Below are 20995 nucleotides of genomic sequence, written 5' to 3'. Positions count from 1 at the left end.
GCCGTCCGCATCCTGCAACGCCTCCTGGCCATGACCGCCGCGATCTGGCACAACTGGCACACCGGCCAACCCGTCATGCGATCCCTGATCGCTTACGACCACTGAACCCTTGGAATAGACCGTCTAGCTCCCGTTCGTCGATAACCTCGATCGTGGCTGATCGCTTGTGCGGATCCATGCCGATGACTACACGACTCATCTGGTGCGTCTCCTCACTCGTACACAGTGGACGGTGTGGGGAGGGCAACGCTACTTTGAGCTGGGCATACCCCTCTTGATCCACTCCCATAGCGGTGACCTGCGGGCGCACGCCATGTGAGAGTCACACCCAAAGTGCCGTGGACAGCCGCTAGAGAGAGCAACCCGCCGGCCACCTCGACCCAGCCTGGCCGGGCTGAGGTCGTAGATCCAATTTAATAAGTAGCCGCTGATAGAGCACGACTCGGTGCTTGATGCCCTCATGGAGTCTGGCTGCAGGTCGGGTTGGTCATTGTGGAGACCGGAATGGGTCAGGAACTCGGTAGACTGGGTCGATGGACCGCGATCATCTCGCTCGCCTGCTGGACCGGGACGGTGAGGCGTTCGCGGCGTGCCGGCGCGCAGTGGCGGCGGGCGCCATCATCCAGGTCTGAGAAGGCGGCACGCCGGCCTCAGAGCTTGCCGCCATCTACGCACGGCGACTGCGCCTGGTCTGGCGACGCGGTACCTCGGAGGTCGGTTTCGCCGACGCCGTGCAGTCGCTGCGTGCGTACGGCGACAAGTCCATACTCATCGGCGGTGTCGACGTACACGATCCGCCGTATCACTTCCAGCTCTTCCTGAACGTGTCCGCGACCCGGCTGATCGCTTGCCTTGGCGTAGATCAGCGTTGGAGGACATTGGCATGAGGCCAACTCCAGCTCGTCACGCGATCGTCCCTGACGACGATCATGGCGTCCGGATCTCATAGGTTCTTGTCAACCTGCGGATGCAGGATGACTCTGGAGCGGCCGGCGGGTCAGCACTCTTCGGATCTGACCCTGGTGAGGTCTTGCGGCAGACCGTACGCCCGCTGGTCGTGAGGAGATGTAACAGCTGATGGGATGACGTGCCCCGGCCCCGCGGTTGGTGAGCACTGGACTATGAGATCGCTGACGTCTCCTCCGCGCTTCCACCGTACCGTCCACAGTGGAGGAGGATGACGTGGACGAGCTGATGTGGATCGGTGACGACTGGGCCGAGGACCACCACGACATCGAGATCCAGGGTGACGGCGGCCGGCGGTTGGTCCGGGCCCGGCTGCCCGAGGGTCTGGAGGGCATCACCCGGCTGCACGCGCTGATCGCTGAGTCGATGCCGGCGTCGTGGGTGCAGCTCGACCCGGTGCAGGCCGCCGGCCGGGTCCGGATCGGGATCGACCGCGGCGCCTGGGTGCAGGCGCTGCGCGGCGCCGGGTACCGCGTCTACGCGATCAATCCGATGTCAGTGGCCCGGTACCGGGAACGGCACTCCACCTCCGGCGCCAAGTCCGACGCTGGCGACGCCCATGTCCTGGCCGAGATCGTCCGCTTGGACCATGCCCATCACCGGGCGGTCGCCGGGGACAGCCCGGCCGCTGAAGCAGTCAAGCTCGTCGCCCGCGCCCACCGGAACCTGATCTGGGACCGCACCCGCCAGGTGCTGCGGCTGCGCGCCGCGCTGCGGGAGTTCTTCCCCGCCGCCCTGCACGCTTTCGATGACCTCACCGCCAGCGACGCTCTGGAGCTGTTGGACCGGGCACCCGACCCGGACCAGGCCGCCCGGCTCCCGCGGCTGACCATTGTGGCCGCGCTGCGCCGCGCCGGCCGCCGCAACCTCGACGCCAAGGCCGACGTGATCCAGCAGACGCTGCGCCGGGACCAGCTCCGCCAACCCGGGCCGGTTCAGCACGCCTACGCGGCGATCGTGTCCAGCCAGGTCCAGCTCATCAACACGCTCAATGTTGAGATCGCCGAGTTCGGGCAGGTGGTGGCCGAACATTTTGGCCGGCACCGGGACGCTGAACGCTATCTGAGCCTGCCCGGACTCGGACCAGTCCTCGGCGCCCGGGTCCTCGGCGAGTTCGGCGACGACCCCCACCGCTACACCGACAGCAAAGCCCCCCGCAACTACGCCGGCACCTCACCGATCACCCGCGCCTCCGGCAGCCGCCGGGTTGTGCTGGCCCGCTACGCCCGCAACCGCCGCCTCGGCGACGCCGTGCACCAATGGGCCTTCTGCGCCATGCGCGGCTCACCCGGAGCCCGCGCCTACTACCAAGCCCTCCGCCAGCGTGGCACCAGCCACCAAGCCGCCCTCCGCCAACTCAGCAACCGCCTCATCGGCATCCTCCACGGCTGCCTCAAAACCGGCACCACCTACGACGAAGCCACCGCCTGGGCCAAACCTCAGCCCACCCCTTGACAAACAAAACGTGGGATGTCTGCCGCGGACAACGCTCGCACGTATGAAGCCGAGAGCGAACGCAGCCACCGAGAGTAATGACGGGTGGAGATCGCTCGACGAAGGTGGGGCCGGTTTATGGGCGTCCTGGTGGGGGCACTGACCTCCGTCACCTCCACGTGATCCGTACTGACGACTGCTCAGCAAGTCGGTCGGCGGCGTGGTGGCACACCTGACGGTGGCGCTCGGTGTGCTCGACTCGGCCGCGGACGCGATCAGCCGGCTGTTGGCTGGAACGGCACAGGATCGCCATCTCGTAGCGCCCTGGGGCGGATGCTGCGGCCCGGACCGGATCCAGAACGCGCCCAAGGGTTCACGGCGGACCGCGCTACTCGCGCCGGGTCACCGGCTGGACCCGCCTTCCGATGGTGCCGCCACTGAACACCACGTCGGCGCATCGGGCCATGCTCTGCTCCGTGTCCACGGTCGACGGGTTCGAACCTCTCTGTCGGATCCGTCGTCATAGTCCTACTGCGGTGCGGTTGCCGTTCGCTGTACCCGTGCGGGCGTGTGTGACATGGGGATCGCTGGGCCTGCTGGTTGCCGTACCCAGCGCGACTGCGGTGTCGAGCCGCGCGAGTTGAGCTGCGGTGCGGTGCTGCGGCGGCTGGTCTGAACCGTTTTGGTCATCTGGTTGCGACGGCACGGCCGGTGCTGGGTCGTTGCGGCGCTGGGCGATGGCTTCGGTCATTTGGTGCCAACCGACACCGTAGGGCCTGTGCTCCGTACGCCCAGGTCGGTACTGCGGGTCCAACAGCTCGCCCCGGGTCACCAGTGCCTGGGCCAGGTTGTAGTCGCCGGCCTTGAACGCCGCGAGCGCGTCGGCGGCGATCTGCTCGGCCCGGTCCTGCCTGCATGCGCGTAGCTCATCTCGCTGAGCGTCGGTGCGCTCCAAGACACTCGGATCGGCGTCGATGACGGCCGTGACGGCGTCCCAGACGGCCGCGAGCCCGTAGCGGTCCGCCAGGTCACGCAGATGCCCCTCGCTGACGTACCGCGCAGCTGCCTCGCGTCCGGGGTTGAGCGATCCACGAAAGTAGAACCCGGCGTGGTCGGCGACCGCCGTACGGATGCTTGCCTGTTCGATCAAGGTGAACCGCTGCATCGGATCGTCGACCTCTGTGTCGTCTCGCCCCTTGGAAGGCGTGGAGCGATGCGACTCGTCCGGCGGGTCACTCCGATCCGGTTCAGCATCAACATCGGCGAGGGCCGGATCTGATGGATCGACCGTGTCCAGAGTCATGGTGGCATCGCTGCTTGACGTAGCCGCGGGCCGTTGTACGTCGCTCACCAGCGCCGCACGCGGATCAGCGGACACTTCCCGTGTGTGGGTGGCACCCGCTGGGTCTGGCGCCGTCGCGACGGTCGCCGACTGCGGCTGCGTCACCCGGGTTGCGGCGGGCACTGTCGCCGCAGCGCCCGGCTGCTGTCCAGCTACGTCGTCGATCCAGGCAAGGGAGCCCAGTTCCAGACGCTGCTTGGCCCGGGTGACCGCCACGTACGCCAACCGCAGCTGCTCGTCGTTGGGCAGCACGGTCTGTCCGGTCTGCTGGTTGGTTTGCGGCTGAGGAAAGTCGCTGGCGATGCGCACGCGGCCCCACTCGCGTCCCTTCGACTTGTGGACGGTGGAGACGATGACGTCGTACGCCGGTTCGCCGTTTGGTGTGGTCTCGCTGTCGTTGACCAGTTCGCGGACCATCTGCAGGAGCGCGTCGGCGCCTCGGCGGTCGACGAGGTTGACGAACGCTCGCAGCGACTGGGCGTCCGCCTCACCGTCCTCGACGTAGGCGCGTACCTCCTCCCAGGTGGCGAACCGGTTCAGGTCGGGATGTTTCGTGGCTCGTCCCGCTTGCAGGTCTTGGGCGGCCTTCGCGATGTCCTCGATCATCTTGCCACCGCCGAGCAGAGCGACCCGACGTCCGGCGTCGACGGCGTCGACAACCGCCGCGACGGCACCGGCGTTGGTCCGGGCCAGGACTGCGTCCGGATCCTCGACGACGCCGATGCTGCTGTCCAGGGCGGGGTTGCCGGTCAGTCGCCAGCGGGAGTCGAGCAGCGACAGAAATTGGTTGCCGACGTCGGCAATGGCGGGACCGAACCGCCAGCTTTGCGTCAACGGCAGCGTGACGTCAGCGGGCCACCGTTTGAGCGCGTCGATCGCGCCTCGGAAACCGTAGATGGACTGGTTGGAGTCGCCCACGACGATGGTCTGCTCCGGCTGTTCCTGGATGACCTGGCGCAGCACGTCGTTGATGTCCTGCGCCTCGTCGAAAAAGATCGTGTCGTAGGGCATGGCGGGGTGGGTCAGCGCCCACACCTTGAGGTAGTCGTCGTGATCGAAGAACAGCTTGCCGTCCGGGTGGATGATGTCGGCCCACGCGGTGCGAGCGTGATCGAGCACGACCCGGGCAAGCTCGGGTGTCTCCTCCGCCATACCGGTCGGCAGGTGTTGGGCTCCGATCGTGTCGGCGGCGCTTTCGCGGAACACCCGGATGGTGGCCATCACCATGCGGGCCACCCGCTCGGGCTCCACGACGTCGGGACCGACGTGTCCCTCGATGTTGAGGTGGGCGGCCCATTCGTCGGGCCATCGAGCGCCCGTGCGCACGCGACCGACCTTGTCCCGCAGTGGGCTGTTGCCGAGGGCTTCCCGCGCGAAGGAGTGCGCGGTGCCTGCCCGCACGTGTCGGGGGAACTTGCGGGCGGCCTCGGCGGCGATGGCGGCGTTGAACGCGATGTAGGCGATGCGTGCCTGCGGCCGGGCGTTGGCCAGCATGAGCAGTGTGGAGGTCTTCCCGGTGCCGGCGAGGGCCTGCACCGCGATCGTCCGGCCGGCTTGGTAGGCATCGATGATGTGTTGCTGCTGGCCGGTCGGCGCCATTGCGGCAGCGGGCTGGTGGGCGCGGCTGGCGTCGGCGCGGTCCTGTGTGGCCAGCCAGCGCTGGATGTCGCCGAGCGCGGCGGGCCTGTCGGTTGGGCGGCCGGTGTAGCGCCATTCCCGGTTGGTTCCTTGCCAGCGGAAGCGGTGCTGTTTAAGCAGTCCGCGGAGACCGTCCTCACGGCGGGAGCCGTCGGTGCCGCGAACGATCAGGGCCGGGCCGTCGATCACCTGGATCCGGCTACTCCAGGACGTTGGCGCGTCGGGCAGGCTGTCGTTCCCCGCGGCGGTCGTGCCGATGTTGGGCGCGGGAAGCGGCGGTGCCGAGGTGACACCGGCCGGCGCCACCGGTTCCGTCGGAGGGTCAGCCGCGGCCTCGACTGTGGCTGCCGGCGCTGCCGCTGCGGTGCTGTCGGCGTCATGGGCCTCGCCGGGCTGACTGTCCTGGTCCGGCTGCTGGGCGTCGGCGTGCTCGGCAAGTTCGGCTAGGTCCTGGTCGTCGAGGGGTTCGTCGAGCTCGGCGGTGGCGGCCAGCAATCGCGCCTCTGCCTCCGAGTAGGGGCCGGTGTGCTCGCCGATCTCGGTGCCGTCGTGGTCGACGAGCTGCCAGGTGGTCACCGGACCGTCGTCGTGCACGTGATCCGGCGCCACGGTGATCCGACCGCGTGGCAGCATCTCAACCTGCGGGTGGCGCGCGTCAACGTACACCGCTGTGCCGTGGCGGTTGGTCCGTCGCTGCACGTGGTGCTGCCCGTCCGCGGTCGGCGTTTCCTCGCCGATCGCCACCCCGGTCAGCCAGGCCGGCCGTGGCGCGGGCGACATTCGTACCGGTTGCAGTGTGGCTGGCGTTGGCTGGTCGGCTGCAGCTGCCGTCCGTCCCCCGTTGCGCTGCCCGTCGTGCATGGCTGGCGCCGTGGTAGTTGGGTCCGACGGTGCCACGTCCCGCGAACTTTCGGGTGCTCGCGGTGCGTCGACCGGCGACGGGTCCTGTGTAACCGTAGGTAGAGCTCCGCGGTCGGCGAGGGCATCGCCGATGACCGGGGCGGGGCCAACGGCTACCAGGCGGTAGCGGCGAGTGCTGTCCGGGAGTGTGCTGCCCCCGACGAGGTAGACCGTCAAGTTGATCCCGACTCGGTCGACGATGACGGCGCCGCTGCCGCTGCGCAGCTGTACCTGGTCGCCGGGGTTGAGTCGCAGGCCAACCACGGTGCGCCCGATGTCGCCTTCGTTGCTGCGGTAGGGCGCGATCTCAAGGCCAGAACCCATCCGACGCAGCAGGTTGTCGGCTGCGACCACGTGGTCGGCTGGGACGCCGCGGATGGTCGTGCCAGTGCTGGTGCGGTTGCGCGGGACGGTCTTCGTGGCGCCGCTGGCGGCGATGGCCTTCAGGTCGGCCTTGATGTCGTCCTGGTATGCGGGGTCGAGGGTGAGGTATTCCTCGATGGTCAGTCGGCCGTAGTGGCTCAGTCGGCCGGCGTCGGGCACGTCGTAGCTGCTGGCCGGCAGGCACAGCACGTCGATGGCCGCGGCTTGGGCTTCGGTGTGGGTGGTGGGGTGGCCCGACCAGCGGTCGAGCAGTCGCCGGGCGGTGGCGCGTTCGCGCCACGCGGGTGAGGTGAGGCTTTCCCGGACGGCGGCGGTCAGTGCCTGACGGTCATCGGGTGGCAGCCCGGCCAGGTCGTCGGCGGACACCTCAGCGAAGGTGCGTATCCGCCACTCCCGCCGGATCGTCCACGGCTCGCCCCGATCGTTGCCGAGTTCGCCGATCGCCGCCCGTTGGCTCGATGTCATCTCCGGAGGCAACGGCGGTGGGGCTGTCATCGGGCCGCTGGGCGTGGTTGTCGCTTGGGCAACGGCGGGGCTGGCTATTGCGGTGGGGCGCTGCTCGGCATCGGGTGCGGTGGGGGTCATGGCGGGCGTCGGCTCTGCGGTGGATGAGGCAGTCGGACGCGGTGCACGTGGGCCGGGAAGATTCGCGTCGCCGGCCCGCACCGGCGTCCAGTACAGGTCCCGTTCGATGATGAGCAACCCGCGGTTGATGGCCTCCAGCTCCGGCAGGTCGACGTAGCCCCATTCGGCGTCGCTGGGATCACCGAGATTGACGAACCCATAGCCGGTACCGGTCGCTGGGTCGTACTCGGCGAGCCACGCGTCGAAGGAGCCACCGAAGTAGTGCAGATGCAGGAGCTTGTCCTCGGCTGGTTGCGCATCGGTGGCGTACAGTCCCGGCACGGTGGCGGTGATGTCGGCAGGCGGATAGAACGGGTGGCCGCGCCGACGCCGGTGCACCTCTGGAAGACCAGCAGCGGCTTGCGGCTGCTGACTCGATGGCGTGTCGTGGCGGGACTGAGTCTGGGCTCCGCGGTTGCGGGTATCCGGTGCAACAGCGACCGGGTCGCGGCTTCCTGCTGACGCGGCGTCACTGTCATCTGGCCGTGGCGCTGTGGCCACGACGATCCGGGCGGGCTCATCGGCCGCGGCGACATCGTTGGCGTCCGGCCGCCGAGGCGGGAGCTCATCCTTGGCCGCGGACCGAGTTGCCGCGCCGTCTAGGCCAGCGGGGTCGGATGGCACGGTGTCCGCCGCGCCGGTGGCATCGGAGACAGCGACGTCGATGATGCGCAGTTGTTTGTGCAGTGCGGTCAGCTTGGCCCCGTGCTCGGCAAGTTCAGCCTGGCGGGGAAAGTGCAGGCCGATACGTTCGGTGGCCCGGTCGATGTTCGCCTGGAGCCGCTCGACGGCGTCCAGCTGGCGGGCGCGAAGGTCGTCGGCTCCGAGGAGCCGGTTCTCGAGTTTGCGGATCAGCCCCACGCGGTCCTGGCCGTCGCCGGCGGCGAGGGTGTCGAGGTCGCGTTGGGTCAGCTCTACGGTGCTGTCGGAGATGCCGTCCAGCCGGAGCATGGCCCGGTGGCCGAGCAGGTCGGGTTCGATGCTGGCGTGCAGGTCGATGCCCCCCAGTTGACCGAGGTGCAGCTGGGTGCGGCCGTAGGCGGTGTGCACTGCCGGGTGCAGCCGGCTGACCAGCGCGGCGCCGGCGTCGGTGCGGGTGTCGAAGGTGACGTCGTCGAGGGTCATCCGGAAGGCGTCGCCGCGGGTGTCGAAGCGCCGGGCGAGGACGTCGTCCAGTTCGCCGATGGTGCGGTGCAGGCTGGTGATGGTGCGTCGGTTCTGCTCGACGGTGACCTTGAGGGTGACCTGTTCGTCACCCCAGATGCGCTGTTCGAGCCGGAGTGCGCCGACGGTCTCCTCGATGCGGTGCAGTTCGAGCAGCTCCGGTCGGCCGGCGGCGACGGCGAACATGACGGCCGGGTCGATCTGGCCGTCGGCGTCGTCCTCTTGGGCGTCGATGATGCGGGTGGTGTCGTTCGGGTCGAGCATCTGCTTGGTGAAGCGGGCTTTGTCGTCGACCTTCTGCCACAGGAACGGGTCGTAGGAGTTCTCGGTGACCACGAACACGTGGTGGATGGCCGGGTTAGCGTTGCCTTGGCGTTGTCCGCGACCCAGGCTCTGCACCACCGGGCTGAGTTTCCAGGTGGGGTCCAGCTGCATGACGCTGATGACCCGACGTTGGATGTTGCGGCCGGTGCCGAGCCCGGCGCGGCTGCCGATCAGCACGGCGATCTTGCCGTCGCGAGCGTCCTGGTCGAGCTGGTCCTTCTGGCGGCGGTTGGTCGCGTCCTGCGCGAAGCGGATCTTCTCGGCGGGCATCCCCCGGGCCACGAGCGCGTCGCGCAGTCCGTCGTAGATGTTCCACCGGTCGTCGCGTGGCACACCAAGGTCGCAGAAGACCAGATGGAGACTGCCGCGCTCCGGATCCGCAGTGCCGTCCGGCCGGTAGTAGAGGTCGTCCTTGTGTGCGTTCCACGACGCGGCGAGCCAGTCGGCGGCGACGTCGAGCTTCTGTGGCTCGGTGGTGGTTGCGCCCATCAGGCGCAGGTCCAGCGATGCGGTCCGGCCATCGGTGGAGATCCACAGGATGTTGTCGTCGCGGAGCACACCTTTGGTCGTTAGCCGCGATTCGGGGCTGCCTGAGGTGACCGCCCTGGCGCGGGACGCGAGACTGACCAGGCGCTGACGCAGTTCCGGCGACGCGGGAACCGACAGAATCTCGGGTTGACCGCCGATGATCGCGGGTTCACCCAGCTCGAGGTGCTCCTTGAGCTTGACGTCGGCCCAGGAGTACATCAGCTGCTTCTGCTCGGGCAGGTTGACGAAGCGGCTGTGCCGGGTCTTCGAGGTGAACCCGGAGCCGTCCGCACGCATCTCGATGCGCCGGCGGGGCTGGATGAACGCCGCGTGGTATTGGTCGTCCCCCTCGATGCCCATCTCGGCGAGGAGCTCCGGCGCGGCGTACTTGGTCATCGTCAGGATTTCTGACGGCGAGTTGTCGATCGGGGTGGCGGTGGCCAGCGTGACGACCCGCGTGCTGGTGCGACGCAGGTACTCCAGCTTCATCTCCAGGTCGGCGGTGATCTGGTTGCCGGGGTGCGCCAAGTCCGGAATCGCGGAGATGACGCGCAGGTTCTTGTAGACGTGCGCCTCGTCGATGAACAGGTAGCCAATGCCGGTCCGCTCGAACTCGACCCCCGGATCGGACGGCGTGGCCAGCTGCTCCTTGATCTGCTCCTGCAGGGTCGCGACCTGTTTCTCGACGTCCTTGACGGTGTACCGGTCGGCGCCTTCGGTGTTCTCCAGATGCTTCTTGAGCCGGTCGAGTTGCTTGTTGAGGTAAGCGACCTTCACCTCGCGGCTGACCGGGATCTTCTTGAACGCGTTGTGGCTGATGATGATCGCGTCCCAGGTACCGGTGGAGCAGCGGGCGACGAACTGACGCCGCTTGTCGCCTTCGAGGTCTTCGGAGTCCGCGGCCAGGACCTTGGCACGCGGGTATGCCTGGAGGAACTCGCGGCGGAACTGGCCCAGCACACCCTTCGGCACGACGTAGGCGGGCTTGGACACCAGCCCGAGCCGGACCAGTTCCATCCCACCGACGATCATCTCCAGGGTTTTGCCGGCACCGGTACCGTGGAACAGGCCGGTGCCCCTGGTGTTGCGGATGCGAGCGACGGCCGCCATCTGGTGCGGCCGCAGGGTGAACGCTGCGGACATGCCCGGTGCGGTGATGTGCTCGCCGTCGTAGCTGCGCACGACGCGGGCGTTGAACCGGTCGTTGTAGGTGCGGCCCAGTGCGGCGGCCCGGTCGGGGTCCTCCCACAGCCAGGTGCGGAACCGGTCGTCGAGCTGCTGCGACTTGGCCTGCGCGAACGCGGTCGCTTCGCTGTCACGAACCGTTCGGGCTTCCTTGCCGGTGCCGATGGTCTTGGTGATCTCAATGGTCTGGCTGTTGAGGAGACTCGCGGCCAGGTCTGTAGCGGGCCGGTTCTTGGTGCCCCAGACGGTGGTGGCCAGCACGCCGCTCTTGGCGCCGCCGGTCACGGACCAGCTCGCGCCGATGTTCGCGACCCGCAGGCCGGGGTCTTCGAGGATCTCCTGGAGGAACTGCTGCACGTACCCGGCGGAAATCCACGGCGCGCCGAGCCGGGCGCTGATCTCGCCGGGCGTCAGGTCCCGCGGTACCACCTCCTGCAACGCGGTGACATTGGCCTGGAACTGCGGGTCGGTGGTGGTAGCGTGCTGAGCAGCGTCGAGTTTGCGGCGCACGTTGCCGGACAGATACTCGGCCTTGCGGATCAGTCGCCCGGTTCCGGGCTCCTCGAACACCAGACCCGCCAGCGCCTCGCGGGCCTGCGCCTCGGTGTCCAACCCGAGCAGTGCAGCGATGACGTCCAACCGGACCTCATTGTGCCGATCCCAGCAGACGACAAGCGCGTCGTCCGGGGTGTCGACGCGGTCGACCGGGCTCGGGACGGTGATGACCCGCTGCGTGAACACCTCGGCCTTGTCGGCGGTACCGCTGTCGTCGTCGAAGCGTTCCAGCGCCGCGACGTACGGAAAGAACGGGTCGTCACGGAAGCCGCCCATCCGCGGGTACGTTCGGCGTTCGCTCTCCACGACGTCGCCGGTCTTCTTGTCCACGCGGGTACCGGTGGCACGCTGGAACCGGTTGATCGCACCGTGCGCAGCGACGTAGGCGTCGTAGCGGCGGTTCAGGTCGGCGCGCAACTGCCGGGTCTGCGGAGTGTCGGTGCGGTGGGTTGCTTCCTCGTCGAGCAGCGCGAGGATCGTCTCCCGCAGGCCGATCAGCGCCCGCAGTTCCGCGACCTGGGTGCTGGCCGGCTCGTGCCGTGAGCGGCGGCCGTCACGGACCTGGAAGAACCGGCCGTCGCCGGCGTCGATGAACAGACCTTCCTGGTCCGGGGTCGGTGCTCGCGGCGGCGCGGGCGGCTCCGGCAGCTCGGTCGCGGCAGCGACGATGCGGTCCAGCGCGCCGGTCAACGCGGCACCGATGGTGTCCATGTCCGCCTGCACGACGAGGACGGGCCGGTGCCGGCCGCTGTGCGTCAGCTGCTGGCCGAGCACCATCGCCGGGTGGTTCAGGAAGTATTCGTTCACGTCGAACGCATCAGTGGGCCCCGTGGCTTCGGCGGCGGGCAGCTGCACCGACTGCGTCTGCATCCACGCGGTGCCGGCCGGGGGCTGACCGTCGGCGCGGCGCCGCAGGATGAGCAGGTCGGTGACGACGTCGGTGCCAGCAGCGGCGGCGTGCGCCTCGCTGGGCAGGCGGACTGCACCGACGAGGTCGGCGAGGGCGGCCATCTGGGTGCGGGCGGCGTGGTGGGCGTCGTCGCGGCCGTCCATCGTGTACCGGGAGGTGATCACCGCAACGAGCCCGTCGGGGCGGATCGCGTGCAGCGCCTTGAGGATGAAGTGGTTGTGGATCGAGTGCTGGCGGCCCGGGTTGTGGGGAGGGTCGTGCAGCTTGTGGCTGCCGAACGGCACGTTGCCGATCACCAGGTCGAACCCGGTGTCGGGCAGCGGGGTATCGGCGAAGGACTCGGCGCGGATCTCGGCGTGCGGAAACCGGGCCTGCGCGATCCGCGCGGTGGTCGGATCGATCTCGACGCCGACCAAGGTGCTGCCGGCGGGTGCACCAACGAAGAAGTTTCCGCTGCCGCAGCCGGGCTCCAACACCCTGCCGCCGGCAAAGCCGAGCTTGGTGACCGCGGCCCAGATCGCGGTGACGAACTGTGGATCGGTGTAATGCGCGTTGAGGGTGGTGGCCCGGGCGGCGCGGTAGCCGTCCTCGCCGAGCAGCTGCTGCAGTTCGGCGCGTTCGCCGGCGAACCGGGCTGCGAACCGAGCTCGTTCGTCGAACAGAGCGGGTGTGGCGCCCCAGCCGGACCACCGGGCGTAGAGATCAGGCTCTTCGGTGGTGGCTGGCTGAGTGTCGGCGCGCAGGGCGGCCCGCACCGCCGCCAGGTTGGCCCGGATGCGGTCGGCCTCGCCGGTCGGCGGGCGGACCGGCTCGCCGGCCTGCGCTGCGGACGGACTGGACGCGGACGGGGTGGACGCGGACGGGGTGGACGCGGACGGGGTGGACGAGTGTGCCGGTTCCTCCGGCGCTAGGTCGGCTCGCTCACCGTCGACAGCCTCTCGCGCGGCATCGTGCTGTGCCGGTGCTGCGTCGCCTGCTGGCCTGACCGGCTTACGGTCGTCTCCGTCGGGCGTAAGGGTTCGCTGCTGCTGTCGCGTCTGCGCGCCGGGCGCCTCAAGTCGGGCGGTGTCCGCATCTGCGAGAGCAGGCGCACCCGGCATCGGCAACGGCTGGGACAGTGGGAATTCGAGCGGCAGCGTGTCTTCCACGGCCGCTCGTCGGATCGTCGCGTTGGGCGTCACCGGCGCCGGTTCGGGGCTTGGTGGTGGGTCGGCGACGGTGAACTGGGCGCCGGTAGCGGGTACCGCCACCGTGACGACGCGGTTGACGTGGGGGCGGCCGTCCGGGTCGGCGACCTTGACGGCAACGTGTGCGACGGCGCTGCGCTGGGTGCCGTGGCTGGGGGTCCACCACCGGTCGTACCTGCCTGTCACAGTCTGTTCGGTGCCGTCAACGACGCCGGTGATCGCGCCGTAGGAGCCGGGGCGTACGGCACGCAACGGCGTCGGCCCTGTCGCGGTGGCACCGCTCCAGCGGCCCTCATTGACCGCCTGGTCCACCAGGGGCTGCCGGAGCAGCGGGGCGCCCCGGCCACGCCATGTGTCGTTGCCGAAGAGATAGGTGGCGATCGAGTCGAGGTCGCGGAAGTCACGGTCGACGCCGGGGATGGTCCAGCGGGCCTGCCCTCGCGCGTCCGGCCCTTCATGGAGGCTCCTGCCGGTCTCGGCGAGGGCGGTGATGATCTGGTCGGTGACAGACATCTGGCGCCACGGTGCAGCGGCCCCAGCCGGCGCGCCGAGCGGTGGTGAGACGACCGTGATGTCCGCGCCGGTCGGCACGGCAATGGCAATCCCGTCCAGCGCTTCGGGGCTGGTGGCGACCGTCACCAGGAGGCAGGCGTCCCGGGTCCAGCCCTGGTAATTGGCAACAGCTTCGTGGGTAGCGATGACGTAGCCGGTCAGCTGCGTGTCGCGGCCGTCGGGAAGCTGCCCGGCCACGATGCCGTAGGTGCCATAGGCAACCTCGGCGGCCGAGACAGTGCCCAGCTCAGCACCCGCAGTGACAGCGTGCGCCAACAGCGGTTGCAGCAGCTCCTCGAACAGCCTTTCGTGCGTCGGGCCGCCGGCCACGGCATCCGCTGCAGCGGCGGGTGCCGGGTCCTGCGGAGCTACCCGACCGTCAGCAGCATCTGGCGCAGCACCTGGCCCTCGGCCTCGAACCGGGCCGTGGTCAGCCGCTGGACCCGATCCATGTACGGCTCGCCGATCGGAGTCGGTCCGGCCAGCGTCCGGGCGAGTTCCTCGATCGCCGCCTCCAGTTCCTCGCCCATCGCGGTGAAGAACTGCTCCGGGTTGTCCAGTTCCCGGACGCGGGCCGGCATCGTCTCTTGCCAGTGACGTTCTGCCTGCTGACCGTACCGGTTCACGTTGTACTCCCTCGTCTACTCGCGGCTCGTCTGCCGACGCTTGCTGTTTCGGCGCTTCGGGTGCGGGTTCCAGCTCCGGCTGCGGCGCGTGCGTGCGTGGCAGACCGAACGTGAAGTCGAACGCAAGCTGGTCGGGGCTTGGTTCGCGGCGGCGCCGGGCCATCTGCTGTCCTCCTATTCTGCTACGGATGAGCGCCGATCGGGGGCGCGGCGGGGTCGGGTATGTCCTGGCAGTGCGGCAGTCGGCCGGTGCCGAGCGAGCGATGCGGTGCCCTGCCGCCGTGGGACCGGGGCTGGCTCCGCCGGGCGGTGACGGCGGGTCAGCGGCGCGTCACGGGCACCGTCGCAGCTGGAGTCCCTGGGGCGTGCTGCACTCGGTTCGTGCGATCGGCCGTCGCGTGCAGGGCATTGGCTGCTGCCCCAGGGGCCTGGCTCTGTCGGGCAAGCTGCGCGGCAGTGACCGGGATGCTGCTGGGCGCGATGACGGCCCGGTTCGCGGTCAGCAGGACCGCGTGGAACCACGGTTCGGCTGGTTGGCCGTCGAACTGGACGCCGTTTGCTTGCGCGACGCTGCGACCTGTTCGTACCGACTGGTGTGTCGTGATGTACATGCCCGCTGCGTATGCTCCGGCGATGGTCGCCTCGATCCGTGCGGTGTTCCACACGGTCTCGGCCAGCGCACGCCACGGCTCAAGTGACGGGGCGGATACCTCGGCGGCGTAGTGCAGCGCGTCCTCATCGAACTCAGGCACGGGTACGGGCAGCCGGTGCGCGTGACCGACGACCTCACTGGCCGCTCGTGCGATCGAGGAGGTGAGCACCCAGCCCTTGCCGTCGGCCCTGCATTGCGTCGCGGCTTCGCCGATCCGTTGGGCGGTGTCGATGTACGCCGCCCGGTAGAACGAGGGGTAGGCGCGGTCCCAAATCGTCTCCGCTACCGCGATGTCGGCCTGGCTCGCGCGGGCGCTGAACCAGCTCTCACGGGCAACGCGTGCAAGGTCTGCAGGCAGGGCGAGGCCGGCCGTGGACGGCTGCTGGCGGTGATCCGGTGATGCCATGGCGGAGTCCTTCCTCGACAGCGACGACGAGACCGCGGCCCGGCGCCGGCTGGCGTTGGCGCTGCTGCGTCAGCGGGTAAGCGGGCGGCGGATGGCGGCAACCGGCTTAAAAGTCGCGACCGGTGTGATCTTGACGACGTCGCCGGTGTGCGGCGCCTGGACGAGGTACTGCCGACCGTCGCCGCCACGGCCGATGTACATGCCCACATGTCCCGGCCGTTTCATTGAGCCGTTGGAGCCGGGGATGAGGATCAGGTCGCCGGCCTGCATGACGTCAGGCCCGGCGATCGCGACGCCGGTGCGCACCTGGTCGCCGGTGACGCGTGGGATGCGCACCCCGGCGTGCTCCCACGCCCGCATCATCAAGCCGGAGCAGTCGTAGCTGTCCGGGCCTTCGGCGCCGAACACGTACGGCTTGCCGAGCTGGGCGAGGGCGAAGGACACGGCGGCGGCCTGCTGCGCGTCGGACGGCAGGGTGTAACCGGCGGGGATGCCGCTGTCGCCGCCGGGCAGCCCATCGCCGCCGGTGTCGACGGCGTACTTGGGCAGGCGACTGCGAATCTGCTGCGGGTAGTCGTGCGCGAGCCCGGACGATGGCACCCCGCCCGCGGCGAGGATGCCGCCACGGCCGGCGAAATACGCGGCCCATGCCAGGTCGAGCGGGTTGCCGACGAGACGCCCAGCGGCCACCTGGGTCTCGGCCCAGGCGACCAGGTCGCACATGAGGTGGCCTTGGGCGAGAATCGCGTCACCAGGGTCGTAGGGCGAGCTGACGCCGTTGTGGTCGTAGTCGTAACCCCAGGTCTGCCAGGTGGCGTCCGTGAACTGCGCGATGCCTTTCGCCGGTACCTCGCCGATGTCGGTGTAGGCGTTGGGGTTCCAGCTGGACTCCAGATCGAGTTGGGCGGCGATGTCGGCCGGCCCGATCGACGGGCACAACACGCCGGCCGCCCGGACGTAGCCGAAGTATTGGGCGGGTACCGACGCGTCGGGTCGGAGCTGATTGCCGCCCGCGCCGCCTGCCTGGGCATCTGCTTGGGCGGCTGCCTGGATCGACCCGCCGAGCGAGCTCGCCATGACGAACCCGCCGCAGCAGCAACCACCGATGCCCAGCAGCACGATCAGGCCCGCGACGACGATCCACCGCGTCCCGGCACCTCCAGATTGGTCCTGCCCGCTCACCGCGTAGCACCCTCGCCGCCGTGAGGGGCACTGCCGTGGCGCTCACCGCGCTGACCGACGTGGGCATCCGCGCTGCACCGGCAGCACACATCCACATGCGATGGCTGACCGTCGGCTCCAGCACTGTCCTGTGTGGAGGAACAGCACTGTTCGGCTCGTATTCGTGTCGTGGCTGGCATGACCGCTCCTGGGTGTCGGTGACCGCTCCACCGAACCCGTCAACCGTGGGTGGTGGCGCTACCCGCAGCGCCCGTAGCGCCCCCATCACCCTGTGCGCCAACGCTTTCGTCCACACCCCCGGCTGATCGTCCAGGTCACGGCCCACCACTCGGGTGGGTCATCTGGACGAAGGAGCACACGTGCTCACACATCTGGCAGACGTCGCGTTGAACGTGCTGGCCGCCCCGACGCCCGCCCCTACGCCGGCAGACCTGGACCCGGGCGTCATCGAGATCCCCGGCCTCGGGTTTCTGGTCACGCAGTTGCTTGGCTGGGCCAAGTGGGCGCTGCTCGTGGCCGGCATTCTCGGCATGTTTATCTGCGCCGGCATGATGATCATGGGTCGTCGAAACCGCAGCTCGACTGCGGTTGACGGCGCGACCGGTATCCCGTGGGTCCTGGGTGGTCTCACGCTCGGCGCGGTCGCGGCCACGGTCGTCGGGGCGGTGCTGTAGGCCATGACGGACGACATCACCCTAGCGGCCAGACGACACACCCGCGCTCTGGTTGCCGCGGTGGCGGCCGTTGTTTTGCTTGTGGTTGCCGTCGTCGGCATGCTCGCCGCGACGGTAGGGCGCCGGGGCAACCCGGCGCCCGCGCCACCCTCGGCCACCGCCGCTACCGCCGATCCGACAGCACCGCAACCGCTGCCGAGCACACCGACTGCCCTGCGTTGGGTCACGGTCTTCGGGGCGCATCTCCCCGAAGGCGCCGAGGGGCCACGCGACACCAGCGCCGGCCGTGCCCGCGGGTTCACCCACACCCCGATGGGGGCGGTGTTCGCTGCCGCGCACATCAGCCTGCGGCTGTCGCCGCAGGCCGGGCCGGCAGTGTTCGAGCCCACACTGCGCGAGCAGGTCGTCGGCCCGGATGCGAACCGGCTGCTCGGAAACCTGGAGGACGAGTACCAGGAGCTCCGGGCACAGCTCGGCGTCACGCCCGGCGAGCCCGCCGGCCAGCTGTACTCCACCGTCACCGGCTACCGGATCGGGTCCGCATCGCCGGATGCCGTCGAGGTCGGTCTGCTCATCGAGGGTCCGGGGCAGTCCGGCCTGGCACGGGTGGCCCTGTCAGTGCAGATGCGATGGGTCGACGACGACTGGGCGCTGCAGGCGCCGAGCGGCGGCGACTGGAACACCGCCGCCGTGCTGGTGCCGAGCACCGTGGGCTACACCGGCTTCCCGGCGGGGGGCTGATTGCCGTGTGCGCTCCATGGGACACGAACTGCATCGCCAATGCCGTCTCGACGGCGGTCGCCAACAGTTTCTTCGGCCAGCTCGAACAAATGATGATCACCACGGCGTTGTGGACCATCGACATCTGCGCGACCTGGTGGGTCGCGGTGCCGTCACTGAGCCTCTACCCCAACACGGAACAGATCACGTCGTCGTCGACGCCGATCGACGCCGTCACGCACCTCCGAACCCTCATCGTGCCGATCACCGCGGCCGTCGCTGTCGGCGGCATCCTCTGGCAGGCCATCCTGATGGTGCTGACCCGCAAGCCCGCCCCGCTGGTGAACGTACTGCGTGGATTGTGGAACACGTCCCTGTGGGCCGCGGTCGGGATCTTCGGCACCCAGCTGCTGCTGACCGGCTGCGACCAGTTCAGCACCGCCGTGTTGAATTCCGCGCTGCAGTCCGTCGGCAACCCCAGCCTCGGCAAACGGCTGGGCGCCCTGGCCGTCCCGGCGTCGGGTGGCGGTTTCCCCCAGATCATCGTGATCCTGGCGGCTTGCCTCGCGATGCTCGCTTCGCTGACGCAAGCGTTTTTGATGCTGTTCCGGGACGGTTCCGTCATCGTCCTCACCGCGCTGACGCCGCTGGCCGCGGCCGGCAGCTTCACCAACGCCACCAACGGCTGGAAGAACAAGCTGCTCGCCTGGCAGCTCGCGTTGATCTTCTACAAACCCATGGCGGCAATGGTCTATGCCACCGCGATCTGGATCACCGGGGAGAACACCTCGACCGATCCGCGGGTCCTGTTCGTGGGGCTGGCCATGATGGTGATCGCGCTGATCGCGCTACCGGCGATGATGCGGTTCTTCAACTGGACCGTCGGCTCCCTGCAGAGCGGCAGCGGCGGACTTGGCATGTTCGCCACCGCTGGAGCCGCCGGGATGCACGCGGCATCGTCGATGCTGGGCGGCTTCGACGCGGGCATGCACGCCCGCTACCTCTCCGACATGTTCGACCAGGCCAGTCCATCGAGCAGCCCACCCGGTGGCGCCGGCCCCGGTGCCGGGCCGTCCGGTCCTGGTCCAGGCCCGGACGATCGCGATCCACCCAAATCCGGTCCCGGGCCGACGTCCGGGTCAGGCCCCGGTTCGGGCGGGGCGCCCCGCCCTGGCGGCGGACCGAAACCTCCGGCGTTCGTTGGCGAAGCCGGCTCAGGGAAGGTCGCCAACATCACCTCGGCCGCAGACCCGTCAGGAGCTGCGCCTTCAGCCTCAGGAACTGCCCCGACGGCTGGGACAGGCGCAGCGACCGGCGCCGCACCTACCGGTGCCGCCACCGGCGCTGAGATGGGCGCCGGCGCCGGATCGGGTCCGGCCGGGCTGGCAATCGTCGGCGCCGCCGAAGTCGTTGGCGCGGTCAGCGACGCCGCCAGTACCGCCGCTAACGCTGCCGCCAACGCCCTCGACGACCCCGACAAGGAGGAGTGACCGTCATGACCGCATCCGAAAGCCGGGTACGAACGTACGGCGGCTGGCGCAGAAGCCGCGGCCTCGGGCTGATGGGCCTGGGATCGGCGCAGACGCTCATGGTCGTGATCGCGCTGACGGTGCTGATCCTCTCGGTATCCGTGGACCTGACCCTCGGCGGGATCGTTGCCGGGCCGGCGCTGCTGCTCATCGGCGGGATCGTCCTGCGCTGGGACGGCGTGCCGTTGCTGCACGGCATCCTGCAACGCATCCGCTGGGGATGGGGATCCACCCGCGGCTACACCGCCTACCGGGCCGGGGTGACCGCCGCCCATCCGCACGGCTGGCAGCTGCCGGGCCTGCTGGCGCCGACGACGTTGCTCTCGGTTGAGGACCCGGGCGGGGAGTACGGCGTGGTGTGGCACCGTCGGCTCGGCACCATGACCGTCACCCTACGGGTGGCCGCTACGTCTACCTGGCTGGTCGACCCGGGCCAGGCTGAGCGGTGGGTCGCGAACTGGGGCTCTTGGTTGGCCGGCCTCGGCTATCTGCCGACGGTGCGGTGGGTCGCGGTCACCGTCGACACCGCCCCGGCGTCCGGGTCGCGGCTCGCGCACTACGTGGCCGGGCGGGTGGCGCCGCATGCGCCGGCCGCGGCCCGCCGGGTCCTGGCGCAGCTCGTGGAGGTGTCCCCGGCAGCTGCCGCGGACGTGGAAACCCGCGTCACCATCACCTTCGACCCGGCGCTGTCACCGACCCGTCCTCGAGACCTCGACGAGTCCCTCGCGGAGGTCGGTCGCGCCCTGCCGGGTCTGACCGATACGTTGGGTTCCTGCGGGCTGACCGTCCTGGGTCGCGCAACCGCGTCGGACCTGCTGGCCGTGGTCCGGGCCGCCTACGATCCGGCCGCCCGTGGCGACGTCGCCAACGCGCTCGGCGACGGCGCCGGGCTGCGCCGGTTCCTGGACTGGGACACCGCCGGACCGATCGCCGCGAATGAGTTCTACGACCGCTACCAGCACGACTCCGGCTGGTCGGTGTCCTGGGCCTGGCACGAGGCGCCGAGAGCCAACGTCCACGCCGACGTCCTGAGCCGGCTCCTGGCGCCCGGCGGGCATCCCAAGCGCGTCACGCTGCTCTACCGGCCGGCCTCGGCCGCCGACGCCTCCCGCATCGTGGACCGCGAGGTCAACGCGGCCAGCTTCCGCGACGCGCTCCGGGCGGCGCAGAAACGCGACGAGAACGCCCGCGACCGCGCCGACAAGGAGCGGGCAATGCGAGCCGCCCGCGAAGAAGCTGCGGGCGCCGGCGTCGGCCTGATGTCGATGTTCGTCACGGTGACTGTCACGGACGAGGACGACCTCGGCCGTGCCGTCGCCGACGCGGAAAGCCGTGCCGAGGTGGCGAAGATCCGGCTCCGGCGGTTGCGCGCCAGTCAGGCCGCAGCGTTCGCCGTCACGCTGCCGTGCGGCATCTGCCCTCCCCAACTGGCCACGCAGTGGCCCCGCTGACCATGCGCGGACTGGAATCCATCGTGCAACGACAGTCACCACAAGACCGAGACCCGCGGCTT

The 20995-nt window shown here is 69.5% G+C and carries 9 protein-coding genes and 1 pseudogene; 6 read left to right on the top strand and 4 right to left on the bottom strand.

Annotated elements, in window-relative coordinates; all coding sequences use genetic code 11:
• Both ABD332_RS58150 and ABD332_RS58145 read left to right on the top strand, forming a co-directional pair.
• Nucleotides 1-105, top strand: a pseudogene (locus ABD332_RS58150) (IS982 family transposase); the annotation flags it as partial.
• A 1086-nt stretch (nt 106-1191) separates the two neighbouring features.
• A complete protein-coding gene (locus ABD332_RS58145; RefSeq protein ID WP_344515461.1) occupies nt 1192-2421 on the top strand; it encodes an IS110 family RNA-guided transposase in 1230 nt (409 codons plus the stop codon).
• A 499-nt stretch (nt 2422-2920) separates the two neighbouring features.
• On the opposite strand, the gene ABD332_RS58140 is transcribed toward ABD332_RS58145, so the two are convergent.
• From ABD332_RS58140 to ABD332_RS58125, 4 genes are all read right to left on the bottom strand, one after another.
• Nucleotides 2921-14023 carry a UvrD-helicase domain-containing protein gene (locus tag ABD332_RS58140; protein WP_344515459.1) on the bottom strand — a complete coding sequence of 3701 codons (11103 nt, stop codon included), beginning with the start codon at nt 14021-14023 and terminating at the stop codon, nt 2921-2923.
• Between the two features lie 38 nt (nt 14024-14061).
• The gene (locus ABD332_RS58135; RefSeq protein WP_344515457.1) at nt 14062-14319 is read right to left on the bottom strand and encodes a hypothetical protein; all 258 of its coding nucleotides are present in this window, start codon (nt 14317-14319) and stop codon (nt 14062-14064) included.
• 320 nt (nt 14320-14639) lie between these two features.
• Nucleotides 14640-15377: a hypothetical protein gene (locus ABD332_RS58130; RefSeq protein WP_344515455.1), complete on the bottom strand. Its 738-nt coding sequence runs from the start codon at nt 15375-15377 to the stop codon at nt 14640-14642.
• A gap of 69 nt (nt 15378-15446) precedes the next feature.
• Nucleotides 15447-16559, bottom strand: coding sequence for a C40 family peptidase (locus tag ABD332_RS58125; protein WP_344515453.1), 1113 nt, complete (start codon nt 16557-16559; stop codon nt 15447-15449).
• 359 nt (nt 16560-16918) lie between these two features.
• Here ABD332_RS58125 and ABD332_RS58120 point away from each other — a divergent pair, with 359 nt between their 5' ends.
• Genes ABD332_RS58120 through ABD332_RS58105 form a run of 4 tightly spaced genes read left to right on the top strand, consistent with a single transcriptional unit; the run spans nt 16919 to nt 20933 of the window.
• Nucleotides 16919-17233 (top strand): hypothetical protein, encoded by a 315-nt coding sequence (locus ABD332_RS58120; protein WP_344515451.1) that lies wholly within the window; start codon nt 16919-16921, stop codon nt 17231-17233.
• A 3-nt stretch (nt 17234-17236) separates the two neighbouring features.
• On the top strand, nt 17237-17974 hold the full coding sequence (locus tag ABD332_RS60490) for a DUF8175 domain-containg protein (RefSeq protein ID WP_486303849.1): 738 nt from the start codon (nt 17237-17239) through the stop codon (nt 17972-17974).
• 5 nt (nt 17975-17979) lie between these two features.
• A complete protein-coding gene (locus ABD332_RS58110; RefSeq protein ID WP_344515447.1) occupies nt 17980-19443 on the top strand; it encodes a hypothetical protein in 1464 nt (487 codons plus the stop codon).
• 5 nt (nt 19444-19448) lie between these two features.
• On the top strand, nt 19449-20933 hold the full coding sequence (locus tag ABD332_RS58105) for an SCO6880 family protein (protein WP_344515445.1): 1485 nt from the start codon (nt 19449-19451) through the stop codon (nt 20931-20933).
• Nucleotides 20934-20995 lie beyond the last annotated feature (62 nt).

Source organism: Dactylosporangium maewongense (genome assembly GCF_039531485.1).
Taxonomy (GTDB): Bacteria; Actinomycetota; Actinomycetes; order Mycobacteriales; family Micromonosporaceae; genus Dactylosporangium; species Dactylosporangium maewongense.
Note: the sequence above shows the minus strand (reverse complement) of the source record. Positions and strands in the feature narration are given on the sequence as shown.